Source organism: Streptomyces mangrovisoli, assembly GCF_000974985.2.
GTDB lineage: Bacteria > Actinomycetota > Actinomycetes > Streptomycetales > Streptomycetaceae > Streptomyces > Streptomyces mangrovisoli.
Genome location: NZ_LAVA02000005.1, coordinates 58845 through 78250, shown reverse-complemented (window position 1 = coordinate 78250; position 19406 = coordinate 58845). Strand labels below are relative to the sequence as shown.

General features: G+C 71.8%; 16 protein-coding genes. 8 read left to right on the top strand and 8 right to left on the bottom strand.

From position 1 onward, the window contains the following. The first annotated feature begins 182 nt into the window (after positions 1-182). The 3 genes from WN71_RS03385 (at position 183) to cydD (ending at position 6452) form a co-directional block, all read left to right on the top strand. Complete coding sequence (locus WN71_RS03385) at positions 183-1691, top strand: cytochrome ubiquinol oxidase subunit I (RefSeq protein ID WP_046583724.1); 1509 nt, start codon at positions 183-185, stop codon at positions 1689-1691. 20 nt (positions 1692-1711) lie between these two features. After that, on the top strand, positions 1712-2716 hold the full coding sequence (cydB, locus tag WN71_RS03380) for a cytochrome d ubiquinol oxidase subunit II (RefSeq protein WP_046583725.1): 1005 nt from the start codon (positions 1712-1714) through the stop codon (positions 2714-2716). A 70-nt stretch (positions 2717-2786) separates the two neighbouring features. Further along, complete coding sequence (gene cydD, locus WN71_RS03375; RefSeq protein ID WP_046583726.1) at positions 2787-6452, top strand: thiol reductant ABC exporter subunit CydD; 3666 nt, start codon at positions 2787-2789, stop codon at positions 6450-6452. 100 nt (positions 6453-6552) lie between these two features. Here the strand turns inward: cydD and WN71_RS03370 are convergent, their stop codons facing one another. The 5 genes from WN71_RS03370 to WN71_RS03355 form a co-directional block, all read right to left on the bottom strand. Then, positions 6553-7440: an HAD hydrolase family protein gene (locus WN71_RS03370; protein WP_079177616.1), complete on the bottom strand. Its 888-nt coding sequence runs from the start codon at positions 7438-7440 to the stop codon at positions 6553-6555. Next, positions 7427-7552, bottom strand: a complete 126-nt coding sequence (locus WN71_RS43165; RefSeq protein WP_276208069.1) for a hypothetical protein — start codon at positions 7550-7552, stop codon at positions 7427-7429. The genes WN71_RS03370 and WN71_RS43165 overlap by 14 nt, the downstream gene beginning before the upstream one ends. 93 nt (positions 7553-7645) lie before the next feature. Next, the gene (locus WN71_RS03365) at positions 7646-8548 is read right to left on the bottom strand and encodes an LLM class flavin-dependent oxidoreductase (RefSeq protein ID WP_046583728.1); all 903 of its coding nucleotides are present in this window, start codon (positions 8546-8548) and stop codon (positions 7646-7648) included. Between the two features lie 78 nt (positions 8549-8626). Continuing rightward, the gene (locus WN71_RS03360) at positions 8627-9259 is read right to left on the bottom strand and encodes an RNA 2'-phosphotransferase (protein ID WP_079177615.1); all 633 of its coding nucleotides are present in this window, start codon (positions 9257-9259) and stop codon (positions 8627-8629) included. A 181-nt stretch (positions 9260-9440) separates the two neighbouring features. After that, positions 9441-11060 carry an SDR family oxidoreductase gene (locus WN71_RS03355; RefSeq protein WP_046583730.1) on the bottom strand — a complete coding sequence of 540 codons (1620 nt, stop codon included), beginning with the start codon at positions 11058-11060 and terminating at the stop codon, positions 9441-9443. Positions 11061-11456: 396 nt separating this feature from the next. On the opposite strand from WN71_RS03355, the gene WN71_RS03350 reads away from it, so the two are divergent. From WN71_RS03350 to WN71_RS03330, 5 genes are all read left to right on the top strand, one after another. Further along, entirely contained in the window at positions 11457-12476 is a 1020-nt protein-coding gene (locus WN71_RS03350; protein ID WP_046583785.1) for an ABC transporter ATP-binding protein, read from the top strand. Next, entirely contained in the window at positions 12466-13389 is a 924-nt protein-coding gene (locus WN71_RS03345) for an ABC transporter permease subunit (protein WP_046583731.1), read from the top strand. Before WN71_RS03350 ends, WN71_RS03345 begins: the two co-directional genes overlap by 11 nt. After that, the gene (locus WN71_RS03340) at positions 13386-14297 is read left to right on the top strand and encodes an ABC transporter ATP-binding protein (protein ID WP_046583732.1); all 912 of its coding nucleotides are present in this window, start codon (positions 13386-13388) and stop codon (positions 14295-14297) included. The genes WN71_RS03345 and WN71_RS03340 overlap by 4 nt, the downstream gene beginning before the upstream one ends. A gap of 10 nt (positions 14298-14307) precedes the next feature. Next, positions 14308-15030 carry an ABC transporter permease subunit gene (locus WN71_RS03335; RefSeq protein ID WP_046583733.1) on the top strand — a complete coding sequence of 241 codons (723 nt, stop codon included), beginning with the start codon at positions 14308-14310 and terminating at the stop codon, positions 15028-15030. A 142-nt stretch (positions 15031-15172) separates the two neighbouring features. Then, positions 15173-15391 (top strand): SGM_3592 family protein, encoded by a 219-nt coding sequence (locus tag WN71_RS03330; protein WP_046583734.1) that lies wholly within the window; start codon positions 15173-15175, stop codon positions 15389-15391. A gap of 347 nt (positions 15392-15738) precedes the next feature. Here WN71_RS03330 and WN71_RS03325 read toward each other — a convergent pair whose 3' ends face one another. The 3 genes from WN71_RS03325 to pheA all read right to left on the bottom strand — a co-directional run bounded on the left by WN71_RS03325 (position 15739) and on the right by pheA (position 19335). After that, the gene (locus tag WN71_RS03325) at positions 15739-16542 is read right to left on the bottom strand and encodes an HAD family hydrolase (RefSeq protein WP_046583735.1); all 804 of its coding nucleotides are present in this window, start codon (positions 16540-16542) and stop codon (positions 15739-15741) included. After that, the gene (gene serS / locus WN71_RS03320) at positions 16539-17816 is read right to left on the bottom strand and encodes a serine--tRNA ligase (protein ID WP_046583736.1); all 1278 of its coding nucleotides are present in this window, start codon (positions 17814-17816) and stop codon (positions 16539-16541) included. Before serS ends, WN71_RS03325 begins: the two co-directional genes overlap by 4 nt. A 586-nt stretch (positions 17817-18402) precedes the next feature. Then, a complete protein-coding gene (gene pheA / locus WN71_RS03315) occupies positions 18403-19335 on the bottom strand; it encodes a prephenate dehydratase (protein WP_046583737.1) in 933 nt (310 codons plus the stop codon). Positions 19336-19406: the final 71 nt, after the last annotated feature.

Below are 19406 nucleotides of genomic sequence, written 5' to 3'. Positions count from 1 at the left end.
CCGCGCGGGACCGGCGGGGCGGAGAAGGGACCCCCCACCCCTGAGGGTTCGAACGGCCATGCGTCATACTTGCTTGTGAATGTGAACGCGTTCACAAACGTGTCCCGGTTGGTCCCAGTTTGTGTTTTGAATCCGGGGCAAACTGCCGCTTGTGACCACGGCGACACTAGGAGACCGACGACATGGATTTGGCTTTGGCGCCAGAGACCCTGGCGCGATGGCAGTTCGGCATCACCACCGTCTATCACTTCTTGTTCGTCCCGCTGACGATCTCGCTGGCCGCGCTCACGGCCGGCCTGCAGACCGCCTGGGTCCGGACCGAGAAGGAGAAGTACCTCAAGGCCACGAAGTTCTGGGGCAAGCTGTTCCTGATCAACATCGCGATGGGTGTGGTCACCGGCATCGTGCAGGAGTTCCAGTTCGGCATGAACTGGTCGGACTACTCGCGCTTCGTCGGTGACATCTTCGGCGCTCCGCTGGCGTTCGAGGCGTTGATCGCCTTCTTCTTCGAGTCCACCTTCATCGGGCTGTGGATCTTCGGCTGGGACAAGCTGCCGAAGCGGATCCATCTGGCCTGCATCTGGATGGTCTCGATCGGCACGATCCTGTCCGCCTACTTCATCCTGGCGGCCAACTCGTGGATGCAGCACCCGGTCGGCTACAAGATCAACAAGGCCAGGGGCCGTGCCGAACTGACCGACTTCTGGCAGGTGCTGACCCAGAACACCGCGCTGGCCCAGGCGTTCCACACGCTCACCGCCTCGTTCCTGACCGGTGGCGCGTTCATGGTCGGCATCGCTGCCTTCCACCTGTTCCGCAAGCGGCATGTGGCGGTGATGAAGTCGTCGCTGCGGCTGGGGCTGGTCACGGTCGTGATCGCGGGCCTGCTCACCGCGATCAGCGGTGACACCCTCGGCAAGGTCATGTTCAAGCAGCAGCCGATGAAGATGGCCGCGGCCGAGGCGCTGTGGGACGGTCAGGAGTCCGCCCCGTTCTCGATCTTCGCCTACGGCGACGTGAGCAAGGGCCACAACACGGTCGAACTGTCCATCCCCGGGATACTGTCCTTCCTCGCCGACGACGACTTCAACTCCTACGTCCCCGGCATCAACGACACCAACAAGGCCGAGCAGGAGAAGTACGGTCCCGGTGACTACCGGCCGATCATTCCCGTCACCTTCTGGGCGTTCCGCTGGATGATCGGCTTCGGCATGGCGTCCTTCGCCATCGGCCTGGTCGGACTCTGGCTCACCCGCAAGAAGTTCATGCTGCCCGAGCATCTGAGGGTGGGTGAGGACGAGGTGCCGCACCTGGTGCTCTTCCGGAAGAAGGCGCTCGGCCCGAAGCTCTCCAGGCTGTACTGGCTCATCGCCATCTGGACCCTGGGCTTCCCGCTGATCGCCAACTCCTGGGGCTGGATCTTCACCGAGATGGGCCGTCAGCCGTGGGTCGTCTACGGCGTCCTCCAGACGCGCAGCGCGGTCTCCCCCGGCGTCTCCCAGGGCGAGGTCATCACCTCGATGACCGTCTTCACCGCGCTCTACGCGATCCTCGCCGTGATCGAGGTCAAGCTGCTGGTCAAGTACATCAAGGCCGGTCCGCCCGAGCTCACCGACGACGACCTCAACCCGCCCACGAAGATCGGCGGCGACTCCCGTGACGCCGACAAGCCGATGGCCTTCTCGTACTAGGCCGAGGGAGCTGCACAGTCATGGAACTGCACGACGTCTGGTTCGTCCTGATCGCCGTCCTGTGGATCGGTTACTTCTTCCTGGAGGGGTTCGACTTCGGGGTCGGCATCCTCACCAAACTGCTCGCCCGCGACCGGACCGAGAAGCGGGTGCTGATCAACACGATCGGACCCGTCTGGGACGGCAACGAGGTCTGGCTGCTCACGGCCGGCGGCGCCACCTTCGCCGCCTTCCCCGAGTGGTACGCCACCCTCTTCTCCGGCTTCTATCTGCCGTTGCTGATCATCCTGGTCTGCCTGATCGTCAGGGGGGTGGCCTTCGAGTACCGGGCCAAGCGGCCCGAGGAGAACTGGCAGACCAACTGGGAACACGCGATCTTCTGGACCTCCCTGATCCCGGCGTTCCTGTGGGGCGTCGCCTTCGCCAACATCGTGCGCGGCGTGAAGATCGACCGGCATCACGAGTACGTCGGCACCTTCTGGGATCTGCTCAACCCGTACGCGGTGATCGGCGGACTGGTCACGCTGACGCTGTTCACCTTCCACGGTGCGGTGTTCACGGCCCTGAAGACCCTCGGGGACATCCGTGACCGGGCCCGCAGGCTCGCCCTGGTGCTCGGACTCGTCACGGCCGCGCTGGCCCTGGTCTTCCTGATCTGGACCCAGGCCGCCCACGGTGACGGCGCGTCCCTGGCCGCGATGCTCGTGGCCGTCGTCGCGCTGGTCGCAGCGCTGGCGGCGAACCAGATCGGCCGCGAGGGCTGGGCGTTCGCCCTCTCCGGCGTCACCATCGTGGCCGCCGTGGCGATGCTCTTCCTGACGCTCTTCCCGAACGTCATGCCGTCGAGCCTCAACGCGGACTGGAGCCTCACCGTCTCCAACGCCTCGTCGAGCCACTACACCCTGAAGATCATGACCTGGTGCGCCGGCATCGCCACGCCGATCGTCCTGCTCTACCAGGGATGGACGTACTGGGTCTTCCGCAAGCGGATCGGCACGCAGCACATCGCCGAAGCCGCGCACTGAGTCTGGCAGGAGGGGTGTTCAGCGTGTTTCACGTGAAACACCCTTCTTCGGGCCGAAAGGCATGTTTCACGTGAAACCAATCGATCCGCGCCTGCTGCGTCACGCACACGCCACTCGCCTCTTCCTCGGGGCGATGGTCTTCCTCGGCGCTCTCGGCGCGGGACTGGTCATCGCCCAGGCGATGCTGATCGCCGAGATCGTGGTCGGGGCCTTCCAGCACGGCCGGTCGGCCGGTGCACTGGGCACGCCCTTGCTGCTGCTGGTGGCCGTCGCCTGTGGCCGGGCGCTGGTCGCCTGGCTCACCGAACTCGCCGCCCACCGGGCGAGCGCGGCCGTCAAGTCCGAACTGCGCGGACGGCTGCTGGAGCGCGCCGTCGCGCTCGGGCCCGGATGGCTGAGCGGGCAGCGGACCGGATCGCTGGTGGCCCTGGCCACCCGTGGCATCGACGCCCTGGACGACTACTTCTCGCGCTATCTGCCGCAGTTGGGGCTCGCGGTGGTCGTGCCGGTCGCGGTCCTCGCGCGGATCGTCACCGAGGACTGGGTCTCGGCGGCCCTCATCGTCGCCACCCTCCCGCTCATCCCGCTGTTCATGATCCTCATCGGCTGGGCCACCCAGTCGCGGATGGAGCGTCAGTGGCGGCTGCTGTCCCGGCTGTCCGGACACTTCCTGGACGTGGTGGCGGGGCTGCCCACCCTGAAGGTCTTCGGCCGGGCCAAGGCACAGGCCGAGTCCATCCGGCGCATCACCGGCGCCTACCGGCAGGCGACCATGCGCACCCTGCGGATCGCCTTCCTGTCGTCGTTCGCGCTGGAACTGCTGGCCACACTCTCGGTCGCCCTGGTCGCCGTCACCATCGGAATGCGGCTGGTCCACGGTGACATGGACCTCTACAACGGCCTGCTGGTCCTGGTGCTGGCACCGGAGGCGTATCTGCCGCTGCGTCAGGTGGGGGCGCAGTACCACGCGGCGGCGGAGGGGCTCGCCGCGGCAGAGGAACTCTTCACCGTGCTGGAGACCGAGGTGCCCGCGTCCGGCACCCGGCCGGTCCCGGCCGGAGCCGTCGCCTTCGAGGACGTCACGGTCCGCTTCCCCGGCCGCTCCGGGGACGCGGTGACCCGGGCGTCGTTCACCGTGGAGCCCGGCGAGACCGTCGCGCTCGTCGGCCCCAGCGGCGCGGGCAAGTCGACGCTGCTGAACGTGCTGCTCGGGTTCGTACGGCCGGCCGAGGGCCGGGTGGGGATCGGGGGAGCCGACCTCACGGACGTCGACCTGGAGCAGTGGCGCGCCCAGGTGGCGTGGGTGCCGCAGCGGCCGCATCTGTACGCCGGGACGATCGCGGAGAACGTACGGCTGGCCCGGCCCGACGCGGACGACGCGGCCGTACGGCGGGCGCTGGGCGACGCCGGGGCGCTGGAGTTCGTGGACGCGCTGCCCGAGGGCGTGCGGACGGTCCTCGGCGAGGACGGGGCCGGGCTCTCCGCCGGTCAGCGGCAGCGGCTGGCGCTGGCCCGCGCCTTTCTCGCCGACCGCCCGGTCCTGCTGCTCGACGAGCCGACGGCGGCGCTGGACGGCCGTACCGAGGCCGAGGTCGTCGAGGCCGTGCGCAGGCTGGCCGCGGGGCGGACGGTCCTGCTCGTGGTGCACCGGCCGGCGCTGCTGGACGTGGCGGACCGGGTGGTGCGGCTGGAACCGGCCGAACTGCCGACGCAGGCACCCCGGCGGGCGGCGCCGCCGCTCACGGCGCCCGCCGCGGCCGATGCCGTGCCGGCCGCCATCGCCACCGCCACCCATGCGCTTGCTGTCGGCGTCGGTGTCCACGAAGGAACGCAGGCTCCCGGTCGAGACGACCGGCAGAACGGCGACGGCGGGGAGTACGGGGACGGCGGGGAGCACGCCGAACACGCCGGGTCCGGCTCGCGCGGCGGCGGCGAGGACGCCGGTACGGGCGTCCCCGGGTCCGGGGACCGGCGAGATGTGCTCGCCCGCGTGCGGGCCATGTCGGGCCCGCGGCGCGGCCGGCCGGCGCTCGCACTGCTCCTCGGCACGCTCGCGCTCGGCAGCGCGATCGGCCTCATGGCCACGTCGGGCTGGCTGATCTCCCGGGCCGCGCAGCAGCCGCCGGTGCTGTATCTGATGGTGGCCGTCACCGCGACGCGCGCCTTCGGCATCGGACGGGCGGTGTTCCGGTACGCGGAGCGTCTCGTCTCCCACGACGCCGTGCTGCGGATGCTGGCGGACACCCGGGTGGCCGTCTACCGGCGCCTGGAGCGGCTGGCCCCCGCGGGTCTGCGCGACGCGCGCCGGGGCGACCTGCTGTCCCGGCTCGTCGCGGACGTGGACGCGCTCCAGGACTACTGGCTCCGCTGGCTGCTGCCCGCGGGCGTGGCCCTCGCGGTGTCCGCCGGTTCCGTCGCCTTCACGGCCTGGCTGCTGCCCGCGGCGGGCGCCGTGCTCGCCGCCGGGCTCCTCGCCGCCGGGGTGGGGGTGCCGCTGGTGACCGACGCGGTGGCCCGCCGCGCCGAGCGCAGGCTGGCGCCCGCCCGCGGCGCGCTCGCCACCCGGGTCACCGACCTGCTCACCGGCACCGCGGAGCTGACCGTGGCGGGCGCGCTGCCCGCCCGCACCGCCGAGGCGGGCGGCGCCGACCGCCTGCTCACCCGGATCGCCCGGCGCACCGCCGCCGCCACCGCGCTCGGCGACGGGCTCACCGCGCTGGTGTCCGGCCTGACCGTCACGGGCATGGCGCTCGTGGCCGTCCAGGCCGTCGCCGCGGGCCGGCTCGACGGGGTCCTGACGGCCGTCGTCGTCCTCACCCCCCTGGCGGCCTTCGAGTCGGTCCTCGGGCTGCCGCTCGCGGCGCAGTACTGGCAGCGGGTGCGCCGGAGCGCGGAGCGGGTGTACGAGGTCCTGGACGCCCCCGAGCCCGTCCGGGAACCGGCCGCGCCGCGCCGGGCGCCCGCGTCGCCGTTCCCGCTCGTCCTCAAGGGGCTGACGGCCCGCTACCCCGGACAGGACCGGGACGCGCTCGCCGGGGTCGACCTGACGCTCGCACGGGGCCGCCGGATCGCCGTGGTCGGCCCGTCCGGCTCCGGCAAGACGACCCTCGCGCAGGTGCTGCTGCGGTTCCTCGACGCGGACGCGGGCGCCTACACGCTGGGCGGTGTGGACGCGTACGCGCCGGCCGGCGACGACGTACGGCGGCTGGTCGGGCTGTGCGCGCAGGACGCACACCTCTTCGACAGCTCCGTGCGCGAGAACCTGCTGCTGGCCAGGAAGGACGCGACGGAGGCCGACCTGCGGGACGCGCTGGAACGGGCCCGGCTGCTCGCGTGGGCCGACTCGCTGCCCGACGGGCTCGACACGCTGGTGGGCGAGCACGGCGCGCGGCTGTCCGGGGGCCAGCGTCAGCGCCTGGCGCTGGCCCGCGCGCTGCTCGCCGGTTTCCCCGTGCTGGTGCTCGACGAGCCCGCCGAGCATCTGGACCTGCCGACGGCGGACGCGCTCACCGCCGACCTGCTCGCCGCCACGGAGGGCCGGACGACCCTGCTGATCACGCACCGGCTGGCCGGGCTCGACGCCGTGGACGAGGTGATCGTGCTCGACGCGGGCCGGGTGACACAGCGCGGGACGTACGCCGAGCTGGCCGCCGTGGACGGGCCGCTGCGGACGATGCTGGAACGCGAGCGGGCGACGGACGCGCTGGTGGGGGCGGGGGAGCTGATCGGAGGCTGAGGGCGGTACGGCCGGCTCCACAGCCGCCGCCCGCCGCCCCGCCCGCCGCCCCGCTCGCGTGCCAGGCGGGGCGGGGCGGGGCGCGCTCCCCCCGCGCGTCCTACAGCCGCTCGGCCAGCAGGCGTTCGATCACGACGGCCACGCCGTCCTCGTTGTTGGCGGTCGTCCGGCCGGACGCAGCGGCGACGGCGTCGGGGTGAGCGTTGCCCATCGCGTACGAGCGGCCCGCCCAGGTGAGCATCTCGACGTCGTTCGGCATGTCACCGAAGGCGACGACCTCCTCGGGCGCGATGCCGCGCTCGGCGCAGCACAGGGCGAGGGTGCTCGCCTTGGAGACGCCGGGACCGCTCAGCTCCAGCAGCGCGCTCGGGCTGGAGCGGGTGACCGTGGCGCGGTCGCCGACCGCGAGGCGCGCCAGGGTGAGGAAGGCGTCCGGGTCGATCGTGGGGTGGTAGGCCAGGATCTTGAGCACGGGCTCGCCCTCGGCGACCCCGCCCGGCAGCAGCACCTCCTCCGCGGGCGCCAGGTTGTCGGGCGTCTCCATGTGCAGCGGGGGGTAGTCCGGCTCCTGGTGGAAGCCGTAGGTCTGCTCGACGGCGTACACCGTGCCGGGCACCGCTTCGCGCAGCAGCCGTACGGCGTCCAGCGCGTTCTGCGGGGCGAGGTCGCGCACCTTGACGAAGCGGTGGGCGCCGGGGCCGCCGTGCAGGTCGACCACGGCCGCGCCGTTGCCGACGATCGCCAGGCCGTGGCCGTGCACGTGGTCGCTGACCACGTCCATCCAGCGGGCCGGGCGGCCGGTGACGAAGAAGACCTCGATGCCGGCCTCCTCGGCGGCGGCGAGGGCGGCGACCGTGCGCGGCGACACGGACTTGTCGTCGCGCAGCAGGGTGCCGTCGAGGTCCGTGGCGATCAGCCGCGGGGGCAGGGCGGCCGGCGGTGTCTCGGGCTGTCGGGTCGCTGAGGTCACCGGCTCATTCTTCCGCATATGCCCGCACGGCCGTGCGGCGGTGCGCACGGACGAGCCACAGCCGGGCCGCCACGGAGATCCACAGCCCGGCGGCCACGGCGATCCACAGCCCGGCCGCCACGGCCGCCACGGCCGCTCCACCACGGCTGCCACAGCCGTGCGCCCGCGGCGGCGCGCGGCCCCACGGCCGTGGCTCGCCGTGGCGGTGCGCGGCGACGCCGCGTCAGTCCAGCTGCTGTGCCGCCTCCAGGGCGATGCGCTCGAAGACCTTCTCGTCGGCGGCGAAGTCGGTGCCGGGGATGGGCCAGTGGACCACGATCTCCGTGAAGCCCAGCGCGCGGTGGCGGCCGGCGAAGTCGACGAACGCGTCGAGGGACTCCAGCGGCCGGGTGCGGTCCGGGGTGAACCCGGTGAGCAGGACGCGGTCCAGCTCCGCGGCGTCCCGGCCGAGGGCGGCGCAGGCGTCCGCGAGCCGCTCCCCCTGGTCGCGCAGCGCCTGGACGGACTGCTCGGGCGTACCCGTCTCGTACAGCTTCGGGTCGCCCGTGGTCACCCACGCCTGGCCGTACCTCGCCGCCAGCCGCAGCCCGCGCGGGCCCGTCGCGGCGACCGCGAACGGCAGCCGGGGCCGCTGCACGCAGCCGGGGATGTTGCGCGCCTCGTGCGCCGAGTAGAAGTTGCCCTCGTAGGACACCGCGTCCTGGGTGAGCAGGCGGTCGAGCAGCGGCACGAACTCGGCGAACCGGTCGGCGCGCTCACGGGGCGTCCAGGGCTCCTGGCCGAGCGCGGTGGCGTCGAAGCCGGTGCCGCCCGCGCCGACGCCCAGCGTGACGCGGCCGCCGGAGACGTCGTCGAGGGAGATCAGTTCCTTGGCGAGGGTCACCGGGTGGCGGAAGTTGGGGGAGGTCACGAGCGTGCCGAGGCGCATCCGCTCGGTGACGGACGCGGCGGCCGTCAGGGTGGGGATCGCCCCGAACCACGGGCCGTCGCGGAAGGTGCGCCAGGACAGGTGGTCGTAGGTGTAGGCGGCGTGGAAGCCGAGCTGCTCGGCACGTGTCCAGGTGGCGCGGCCGCCTTCGTGCCAGCGGCGGTGGGGGAGGATCACGGTGCTCAGACGCAGGCTCATGCGTCCGAGACTAATGCCCTGCCAGGCAGGCAGCAGGCCCGCGCCGGTGCGGCCCCGGCTCCGGCGGACACCCCCCGCTCAGTGCCCCGCAGGGAACCGCAGATAGCGCGTCGGCACCGATGGGGTGAGCCAGACGCCGTTGGCGCTGACCTGGAAGACATGGCCGTCCCGGTGCATGGCGCCGGCGTCGACGGCGAGCACGACGGGGCGTCCGCGGCGGGACCCGACCCGGGTCGCGGTCTCGCGGTCGGCCGAGAGATGCACGTCGTGGCGGTTCATGGGCCGCAGCCCCTCGGCGCGGATGGCGTCCAGATTGCGGGCCACGGTCCCGTGGTACAGGTACGGCGGAGGGACCGCGGCGGGCAGCCCGAGGTCGACCTCCACGCTGTGTCCCTGGCTGGCGCGGATGCGGGTGCCGTCGACGGCGAACCGCTGCTTGTCGTTGGCCGCGACCACGTGGTCCAGCTCGGCACGCGTGATGCGGAAGCCGTGCGCGGCGGTCGCGGCGAGCAGGGTGTCGATCTCGACCCAGCCGGCCGGGTCGAGGGTGAGCCCGATGCGCTCGGGCTGGTGGCGCAGGTGCTTGGAGAGGTACTTGGACACCTTCACGGTGCGCCGCTCGTCGTCGGCCGCGTCTGTCCGACGATCCTTCTTCGCATGATCGCGCGAGCTGTCCTTCGTATCGCTCGTGCTGTCGTGTCCTTCGTTCATCCCACCAGCGTGCCGGTCGAGACGTGAATCACGCATGTGATTTTGTGCCGGAGGTTTGATCCACAACCAAGTGGTGTTATCCACAGGCTAATTGGCGAACCTGTGGACAACTACCCTCCGTTCGAAGCCATTTGCCCAACATCATTAAGATCATCACCACTTGACTGACAAAGCCCCAACATCACCGATTTCGTACCCTCTTTGGCCAACGGCGCCGCACCACGCCCTTGTTGTCCGTCACCGCCTCCACCACGGCCTGAGCCACCTTCTCCGGTGCCCAGTTGGCGGATCGGTCCGGTCCGTGGCAGACCGCGCTCACGCCGATCCCCCGGTCCGCGAGCTCGGCGCGCAGGCACTCGCTGAGGGTCAACACCGCTGTCTTGGAGGTGATGTAGGCGGGCAGTGCCCGGGACGCCCTGGTCGGCCGGTGCGACGCCGTCGCGGCGATGTTGACGATGTGACCGCCCTGCCCGCGCTCGGCCATCTGCCCGCCGAAGAGACGGCAACTGTGGATCACACCGAACAGGTTGACGTCGAGGAGCCTGCGCCAGTCCTCGGCCGTGGTGTCGAGGAAGGAGCCCGACAGGCCGACGCCCGCGGTGTTCACCAGCACGTCCACCACGCCGTGCGCGGCGGCCGTGCGCTCCGCGAGCTTCTCCATGGCGCGCTCGTCGGAGACGTCGACCGTCTCCGCCCAAGCCGCCGACGCGCCCATCAGCCGGGCCAGTTCGGCGGTGCGGGCGGCCGACTCGGCGTCCCGGTCCACGGCCATCACGCGCGCGCCCGCCTCCGCGAAGGCGAGTGCGGTGGCCCGTCCGACCCCGTCGCCCGCCCCGGTGACGACGACCAACTGCCCGCCGAACCGGTCGGCATGGCGGCCGCCGGTCGTCACCTCGCTCCTGCCGCCCTCGACGGCGGTCACGAACTCGGTCACCCAGGCAGTCAGTTGGTCGGGGCGGGTGCGGGGCGTCCAGTGTCCGGCGGGCAGCGTGCGACGGGTCAGCCGGGGCGCCCACCGCTCCAGCTCGTCGTAGAGCTGCGGCGAGAGGAAGGCGTCGCCGAGCGGCGTGATCAGCTGAACGGGCACGTGCGCGTAGGGGTCTTGGCGCGGCCGACGCAGCCGGGCGCGGACGTTGTCCCGGTAGAGCCAGGCGCCGTGGGCCGCGTCCGTGGGCAGGGAGGGCGCCGGGTGGTCGCCGCCGGGCACCTTCTCGAAGCGCTCCAGGAGGGCCGGCCACCGCTTGCCGAGCGGGCCGCGCCAGGCCAGTTCGGGCAGGACCGGGGTGTGCAGCAGGTAGACGTACCAGGATCGGGCTCCCTGGCCGAGGAGTTGGGCCGCCCGGCGCGGCGTCGGGCGGCGGAGCCGGCCGGCGATCCAGTGGCCGAAGTGGTCCAGGGACGGCCCCGAGAGCGAGGTGAAGGAGGCGACGCGACCCTCGGTGCGCCGCACGGTGACGAACTCCCAGGACTGCACCGAGCCCCAGTCGTGCCCCACCACGTGCACCGGCCGGTCCGGGCTGACGGCGTCGACCACCGCCAGGAAGTCGTCGGTCAGCTTCTCCAGGGTGAAGCCGCCGCGCAGCGGGCGGGGCGCCGTGGAGCGGCCGTGGCCCCGGACGTCGTAGAGCACGACGTGGAAGCGGTCCGCCAGCCGGGCCGCGACCTCGGACCACACCTCCTTGGAGTCGGGGTAGCCGTGCACCAGGACCACCGTGGGCCGCTCGGGGGCGCCCAGCTCGGCCACGCACAGCTCGATCCCGCCGGTCCGCACCCGGCGCTCACGCGCACCTGCCAGCGTCACTCGTCCTCCACCCCGGTCACCCCTGGTGCCCGACCCGACTGCTCCGTACGGCACTTGCGGTCCGTCACCGGATCGTCCGCTTCGGTGGCGGTACGTGCCCGTAACGTGACACCGGTGAATCTCGCAGTTGTTAGAGAGTTCGTCAACAGGGCCCTCGGTGCCGGATCGGGGCCGAGCGCGACCAGCCCCGCCCCACCCCGTCGCCCGCCGGACCCGCCCCGCCGCCCGCTCGCCGGACCCGCCCCGGTCCGCCCCGCCGCCCCCTCGCCGGACCCGCCCCGGTAGCCCTCAGGCAGGGTGTCCCCTAAGGACCCGTACGACTGGAGTCTGACGCGAAGACGGCTCTCCGGTCTGACGACCGGCGTGGCCCGCGTCACTACCGTCGTGGACGTGACTGTGATCGTGACCGAAAGCCTGAGCAAGCGGTTCCCGAGGGTGACCGCGCTCGACCGGCTCTCCGTGGACGTGGGACCCGGTGTGACGGGGCTGGTCGGCGCCAACGGCGCCGGCAAGTCCACGCTGATCAAGATCCTGCTGGGGCTCTCCCCCGCCTCCGAGGGCCGCGCCGAGGTGCTCGGCCTCGACGTGGCCACCGAGGGCGCCGCCATCCGCGAGCGGGTCGGCTACATGCCGGAGCACGACTGCCTGCCGCCCGACGTCTCGGCCACCGAGTTCGTCGTGCACATGGCCCGGATGTCGGGACTGCCGGCCACCGCAGCGCGCGAACGCACCGCGGACACCCTGCGCCATGTCGGCCTCTACGAGGAGCGGTACCGCCCCATCGGCGGCTACTCGACCGGCATGAAGCAGCGCGTGAAGCTCGCCCAGGCGCTCGTGCACGACCCCCAGCTGGTCTTCCTCGACGAGCCGACCAACGGCCTCGACCCGGTCGGCCGGGACGAGATGCTCGGCCTGATCCGCCGCATCCACACCGACTTCGGCATCTCCGTCCTGGTCACCTCGCACCTGCTCGGCGAGCTGGAGCGCACCTGCGACCACGTGGTCGTCGTCGACGGCGGCAAGCTGCTGCGCTCCAGCTCCACACGGGAGTTCACGCAGACCACGACCACCCTGGCGATCGAGGTCACCGACAGCGACGAGCACCCCGACGGCACCCGCGCGGTGCGTGAGGCGCTGGCCGCGCGCGGGCTCGACACCCACGACGGCTCCGGCCTGCCCGGCGCCGGGCGCATCCTGCTGCTCACCGCGGAGGGCGAGGAGACGTACGACGTCGTGCGCGACGTGGTCGCCGACCTCGGCCTCGGCCTGGTCCGCATGGAACAGCGCAGGCACCACATCTCCGAGGTCTTCCACGACGGCGCGGACCACGCGAACGCCCCCGCCGCCGGCCACGCACAGCACGCGGCGGCGGACCACGCGCATCACCCGAAGGAGGCGGCCGGCCATGGCGGTTGAACAGCCCATGCGGACGTCCGCGGCACCCCAGGGCGACCAGACCCGCATCCACGACATCGGCTACCGCGGCTACGACGGCCCGCGCCTCGGCCGCAGTTACGCCCGTCTGTCGCTCTACTCGCAGTCCCTGCGCGGCGCTTACGGCCTCGGCCGCTCGCTGAAGTCGAAGGTGCTGCCCATGCTGCTGTTCGCGGTGATGTGCGTGCCCGCCGCCATCATGGTGGCCGTCGCCGTCGCCACGAAGGCGAAGGACCTGCCGGTCGACTACACGCGCTACGCGATCATCATGCAGGCCGTCATCAGCCTGTACGTCGCCTCGCAGGCGCCCCAGTCGGTCTCGCGCGACCTGCGCTTCAAGACCGTGCCGCTGTACTTCTCGCGGCCGATCCGGGCGGCCGACTACGTGCAGGCGAAGTTCGCCGCGCTGGCGTCCGCCCTCCTCGTCCTCACCGCCGCACCGCTGCTCGTGCTCTACATCGGCGCGCTGCTGGCGAAGATGGACTTCACCGACCAGACCAAGGGATTCGGCCAGGGACTCGTGTCCGTCGTCCTGCTCTCGCTGCTGTTCGCCGGCATCGGCCTGGTGATCGCCTCGGTCACCCCGCGCCGCGGCTTCGGCATCGCCGCCGTCATCGCCGTCCTGACCATCTCCTACGGCGCCGTCTCCACCGTCCAGGCGATCGCCGACGCCCAGGGCAGCACGCACACCGTGCCCTGGTTCGGCCTGTTCTCGCCGGTCACCCTCGTCGACGGGGTGCAGAGCGCGTTCCTCGGCGCGACCTCCGCCTTCCCCGGCGGCGCGGCCGCCGGACCGAGCCACGCGCAGGGCGCCGTCTACGTCCTGGTCGTCCTCGGGCTCGTCGCGGCCTGCTACGGCCTGCTGATCCGCCGCTACCGGAAGGTGGGCCTGTGACCACGCTCCAGCTCGACCACGTCTCCCGCTGGTTCGGCAACGTGGTCGCCGTCAACGACATCACCATGACCGTCGGCCCCGGCGTCACCGGACTGCTCGGCCCCAACGGCGCCGGCAAGTCCACCCTCCTCAACATGATGGGCGGCTTCCTCGCGCCCTCCACCGGCACCGTCACCCTCGACGGCAAGGCGGTGTGGCGCAACGAGGAGATCTACCGGCAGATCGGCGTCGTACCCGAGCGCGAGGCGATGTACGACTTCCTCACCGGACGCGAATTCGTCGTCGCCAACGCCGAGTTGCACGGGCTGGGCCCCAAGGCCGCCGCTCGCGCGCTCGCCACCGTGGAGATGGAGTACGCGCAGGACCGGAAGATCTCCACCTACTCCAAGGGGATGCGGCAGCGCGTGAAGATGGCGAGCGCGCTCGTCCACGACCCGTCGCTGCTGCTGCTCGACGAGCCCTTCAACGGCATGGACCCGCGCCAGCGCATGCAGCTCATGGAGCTGCTGCGGCGCATGGGCGACGAGGGCCGCACCGTGCTGTTCTCCTCGCACATCCTCGAAGAGGTCGAGCAGCTCGCCCGGCACATCGAGGTGATCGTCGCCGGCCGGCACGCGGCCAGCGGCGACTTCCGCCGCATCCGCCGGCTCATGACCGACCGGCCGCACCGCTACCTGGTGCGCTCCAGCGACGACCGCGCCCTGGCGGCCGCGCTGATCGCCGACCCGTCGACGTCCGGCATCGAGGTCGACCACACCGAGGGCGCGCTGCGCGTCCAGGCGGTCGACTTCGCCCGGTTCACCACCCTGCTGCCCCGCGTGGCCAGGGACCACGGCATCCGGCTGCTCACGGTCTCGCCGTCCGACGAGTCCCTCGAGTCCGTCTTCTCGTATCTGGTCGCGGCGTAGGAGGCCAACGATGTACGACCCCACAGTCGCCCGGCTGACGTACCGGGCCCTGCTCGGCCGGCGCCGCGCCCTCATCCTGGGCGCGCTGCCGCTGCTGCTGATCGTGATCGCGGCGGTGGTACGGGGCCTCGCGGGCGCCGACGACCAGACCGCGGCAGACCTGCTCGGCGGGCTCGGGCTCGCCACCATGGTGCCGATCATCGGCGTCATCGCGGGCACCGGCGCGATCGGTCCGGAGATCGACGACGGCTCGGTGGTGTACCTGCTGTCCAAGCCGCTGAAGCGGCCGACGATCATCTTCACCAAGCTCATCGTGGCGATCGCCGTGACGATGGTGTTCTCCGCCCTGCCGACCCTGATCGCCGGGCTGATCCTGAACGGCAACGGCCAGCAGGTCGCCGTCGCCTACACGGTGGCCGCGCTGGTCGCCTCGATCGCGTACGCGGCGCTGTTCCTGCTGCTCGGCACGGTGTCCCGGCACGCCGTCGTGTTCGGTCTGGTCTACGCGCTGGTCTGGGAGGCGCTGTTCGGCTCCCTGGTGCCGGGCGCGCGCACGCTGAGCGTCCAGCAGTGGTCGCTGGCCGTCGCCCACAAGGTCTCCGGCGACCAGACCCTGATCACCTCGGACGTGGGCCTGACGACCGCGACGGTGCTGCTGGTGGCGGTGACCGTCGGGGCCACCTGGTACGCGGGCCAGAAGCTGCGGTCGCTGACGCTGGCGGGCGAGGAGTGAGAGCTCCGCTCCGACGGCGGGCTCCGCTCCAGCGGGCTTCAGACCGGCTCGCTTCGCTGCCGCGGGCTTCTTGACGGGGGTTTCACCTGCCTCCCGGCACACTGGGCCGAGGGGATGCGAGGCGGTCCGAGGAGGAACGGGGATGGCGGAAGAGGTTGCGGGCCACGACGGCTGGGACGGCGTCGTGCTCGACGAGGACTTCATACGGGCCGCCGGGACCTCCGAGCCGTCCGCCCGGGCCAGGATGCTGGCCGCCCGCTGGCGCGCGGAGCGGCCCGAGCCGCAGCCGTGGCGTTCGGACGAGCCGCCCGCGGGCTGGTTCTTCAGCAAGGCGCGGCGGCGCAGGTGGCGCCGCACGTAGGCATCCGTGCCCGGGGGCGCGTAATTCGATGGCGTCCGCCCCCGGCCCACCGGCACAGTGGTGTTGGCACCGACTGGGGGAGGAACCGGGCGAACGCCCCTGCACGGCAGTGCGCCCGGTTTCCGACAGGGCAGTTCCCGGCGGGCTCCGGAGTGATCGCCACTCCTCCATGGAGCCCGCCCCGCACGGGGACGCCCGGGGCGGCCGCTTCGAGCACGCGACGTCGCTCTCGCGTGGGCCGCCCACCCCCGGTGCCGCCGACACGCCCCCCGGGGACCGCACCGCCCGGTAGGGGCGGGCACAGGCTCCGGTACGGACGTCAGAGCGACACGGCGCCGGAACGCACGTCAGGGCAGCAGACGCTCCAGTACGACCGCGATGCCGTCCTCCTCGTTGGAGGCCGTGACCTCGTCCGCCACCGCGTGCAGCTCCTGGTGGGCGTTGGCCATCGCGACGCCGTGGGCGGACCACGCGAACATCGGGATGTCGTTGGGCATGTCGCCGAACGCGATCGTGTCCGCGGCCTTCAGGCCGAGCCGGCGGGCCGCCAGCGACAGGCCCGTGGCCTTGGACAGCCCGAGCGGCAGCAGCTCGACGATCCCCTCGCCCGCCATCGCGACCTCGACGAAGCCGCCCGCGGCTTGCCGGGACGCCTCGGCCAGCTCGTCGTCCGAGAGCTCCGGATGCTGTATGTAGAGCTTGTTCAGCGGGGCCGACCACAGGTCCGCCGGGTCGGTGAACGGCGTCGACGGCAGGTGGCCCGTGACCGCGTAGCCGGGGCCGACCAGGACGTCGCCGTCGAGGCCGTCGCGGCTGGCCGCCAGGAACAGCGGGCCGACCTCCGCCTCGATCTTCGCGAGCGCCACCGCGGCCAGCTGCCGGTCCAGCGTCACGGAGGTGAGCAGGCGGTGCTCGCCGGCGTCGTAGACCTGGGCGCCCTGACCGCAGACCGCGAGGCCGCGGTAGCCGAGGTCGTCCAGGATGTGCCGGGTCCAAGGGACCGCGCGGCCCGTCACGACGATGTGCGCGGCGCCCGCCGCGGTGGCCGCGGCGAGCGCGTCACGGGTGCGCGCGGAGACCGACTCGTCGGAGCGCAGCAGCGTGCCGTCGAGATCGGTGGCGATCAGCCGGTAGGGAAAGGCCGTGCTCACTTGGACACCGGCTCCAGGACCTCCCGGCCGCCGAGGTACGGGCGCAGCACCTCGGGGACCCACACCGAGCCGTCGGCCTGCTGGTGGTTCTCCAGGATCGCCACGATCGTGCGCGGTACGGCGCACAGGGTGCCGTTGAGCGTGGCCAGCGGGCGGACCTGCTTGCCGTCGCGGACCCGGATCTGGAGCCGGCGGGACTGGAACTCGGTGCAGTCCGACGTCGACGTCAGCTCGCGGTACTTGCCCTGGGTCGGGATCCACGCCTCGCAGTCGAACTTGCGCGACGCCGAGGAGCCGAGGTCACCGGTGGCGACGTCGATCACCCGGAACGGCAGCTCCAGCGAGGTCAGCCACTGCTTCTCCCACTCCAGCAGGCGCTTGTGCTCGTCCTGCGAGTCCTCGGGGAGGACGTAGGTGAACATCTCCACCTTGTCGAACTGGTGGACGCGGAAGATGCCCTTGGTGTCCTTGCCGTGCGAACCGGCCTCGCGGCGGAAGCAGGGCGAGAAGCCCGCGTAGCGCAGCGGCAGGCGGTCCGCCTCGATGATCTCGTCCATGTGGTAGGCCGCCAGCGGCACCTCCGACGTGCCGACCAGGTACAGGTCGTCCTTGTCGAGGTGGTAGACGTCCTGCGCCGCCTGGCCGAGGAAGCCGGTGCCCGCCATCGACTGGGGGCGCACCAGGGCGGGGGTCAGCATCGGCGTGAAGCCGGCCGCGGTCGCCTGGGCGATCGCCGCGTTGACGAGGGCGAGCTCCAGCAGGGCGCCCACGCCGGTCAGGAAGTAGAACCGCGAGCCGGAGACCTTGGCGCCGCGCTCCACGTCGATCGCGCCGAGGATCTGGCCGAGCTCCAGGTGGTCCTTGGGCTCGAAGCCCTCGGCGCCGAAGTCGCGGATCGTGCCGTGCGTCTCGAGGGTGACGAAGTCCTCCTCGCCGCCGACGGGCACGTCGGGGTGGACGAGGTTGCCGAGCTGGAGCAGCAGCTCCTGGGTCTCGGTGTCGGCCGCGTCGCGCTCGGCGTCGGCGGTCTTGACGTCGGCGGCGAGCTGCTGGGCCCTCTTCAGCAGCTCGGCCTTCTCGTCACCGGACGCCTTGGCGACGAGCTTGCCGAGCGTCCTCTGCTCGGCGCGCAGCTCGTCGAAGCGGACGCCGGACGACCTGCGCCGCTCGTCGGCGGAGAGGAGAGAGTCGACGAGCGCGACGTCCTCTCCACGGGCGCGCTGCGAGGCGCGCACACGGTCGGGGTCCTCACGGAGCAGGCGAAGGTCAATCACGCGGTCAAGGCTACCGGTGCGTGGTCATCGCTCACGACTCACTATTCCGAACCGCCGCTTACGTTCGGTTATGCGGCATTTGCCCTCTGTGTCAATAAAGTGGGTCCCGCTCCCCGGGAGGAGGCAGGGGCGCGGCGGCGGGTTGACCCACATCCCTTGTGCGGTCCGGGATTTGAGGGGGTCGTTGTCCACAGCCGGGCACCGCTCCGGAGGAGTTATCCACAGGGTGTGTGGACGATCTGTGGATATCGGAATTGATCACTCCGGTAGTTCGGCGGGTACCGACGAATTCCCGGTGTAAACCGGCGTGAAGCTCGCATTCGGGTGGAAAAAGGTCGCTCCATATGGTGAACCAAAGGAAACGAAGGGACGAAGGGTGACCCGTGTGGCGTGGCCCCTGTCGGGCCGCCCGAGGCGGATTTGTCGACTGAGTGGCCCTTGCTTGTCGACTTGTCCCCAGGTCGAGAAGCGGCCCTGTGGATAACTCCTGTGGATAACCACAATATGCAGGTAGGACCGTCCGGAAACATACCCGAAACGTTTCGGCAGCCCGAATGGGGGCCTCCCGGCAACCCGGAGGGGCGGTCTAGAAACGCCCGTCCTGGCAGCGCGCCACCCAGTCGGAGGCAGCCACGAATTCCTCGTCCGAGGTTCCCGGCAGCGGGGCGCGCACCTCGTCGAGCGTGATGTCCGCCCGCGGATAGGAGCCCAGGAAACGCACCTGGAGACAGATCCGCTTCAGGCCCGTCAGCGCCTCGGCGACCTTGCGGTCGGAGATGTGGCCCTCGGCGTCGACGCAGAAGCAGTAGTTGCCGATGCCCTCGCCGGTCGGACGCGACTGGAGCAGCATCAGGTTGATGCCGCGGGTGGCGAACTCGCCCAGCAGATCGCGCAGCCCACCGGGGTGGTCGTCGTTCTGCCAGAGCACGACGGACGTCTTGTCGGCGCCGGTCGGGGCCGCGGGCCGGGCCGGGCGGCCCACCAGGACGAAGCGCGTCTGCGCGTTCTCCGCGTCGTGGATCCCGCTCTCCAGGGCCACGAGTCCGTACCGGGCGGCCGCGAACTCGCCCGCGAAGGCGGCGTCGTAGCGGCCCTCCTGGACCAGCCGGGCGGCGTCCGCGTTGGAGGCGGCGGACTCCCAGACGGCGTCGGGCAGGTTGGCCCGCAGCCAGTTGCGCACCTGCGGCTGGGCTGCGGGGTGGGCGGAGACCGTCTTGATGTCCGTCAGCTGCGTGCCCGGCCTGACCAGCAGCGCGAAGGTGATGGACAGCAGCACCTCGCGGTAGATCATCAGCGGGCTGCCCGCGACGAGTTCGTCGAGCGTGGCGGTGATGCCGCCCTCGACGGAGTTCTCGATCGGCACGAACGCCGCTTCGGCCTCCCCGCCGCGCACCGCGTCCAGCGCGGACTGCACCGACACGTACGGGATCAGCTCCCGGGTGGCCGCTTCGGGAAGCGTACGCAGGGCGACCTCCGTGAAGGTGCCCTCGGGGCCCAGATAGGCGTAGCTCGCAGGCATGTCCTCACCCTAGTGGCCTCGCGGGAACGCGGGGCGGGCGTCTCACGAGAGCGCCACCCGCGGGTGACGGG

Bases quoted from the DNA above. Each gene is read 5' to 3' on its own strand.
- pheA (WP_046583737.1), bottom strand. From the start codon at position 19,335: ATGCCTGCGAGCTACGCCTATCTGGGCCCCGAGGGCACCTTCACGGAG.
- WN71_RS03365 (WP_046583728.1), bottom strand. From the start codon at position 8,548: ATGAGCCTGCGTCTGAGCACCGTGATCCTCCCCCACCGCCGCTGGCAC.
- cydB (WP_046583725.1), top strand. From the start codon at position 1,712: ATGGAACTGCACGACGTCTGGTTCGTCCTGATCGCCGTCCTGTGGATC.
- WN71_RS03385 (WP_046583724.1), top strand. From the start codon at position 183: ATGGATTTGGCTTTGGCGCCAGAGACCCTGGCGCGATGGCAGTTCGGC.
- WN71_RS03370 (WP_079177616.1), bottom strand. From the start codon at position 7,440: ATGCGGAAGAATGAGCCGGTGACCTCAGCGACCCGACAGCCCGAGACA.
- WN71_RS03335 (WP_046583733.1), top strand. From the start codon at position 14,308: ATGTACGACCCCACAGTCGCCCGGCTGACGTACCGGGCCCTGCTCGGC.
- WN71_RS03345 (WP_046583731.1), top strand. From the start codon at position 12,466: ATGGCGGTTGAACAGCCCATGCGGACGTCCGCGGCACCCCAGGGCGAC.
- WN71_RS03360 (WP_079177615.1), bottom strand. From the start codon at position 9,259: ATGAACGAAGGACACGACAGCACGAGCGATACGAAGGACAGCTCGCGC.
- WN71_RS03330 (WP_046583734.1), top strand. From the start codon at position 15,173: ATGGCGGAAGAGGTTGCGGGCCACGACGGCTGGGACGGCGTCGTGCTC.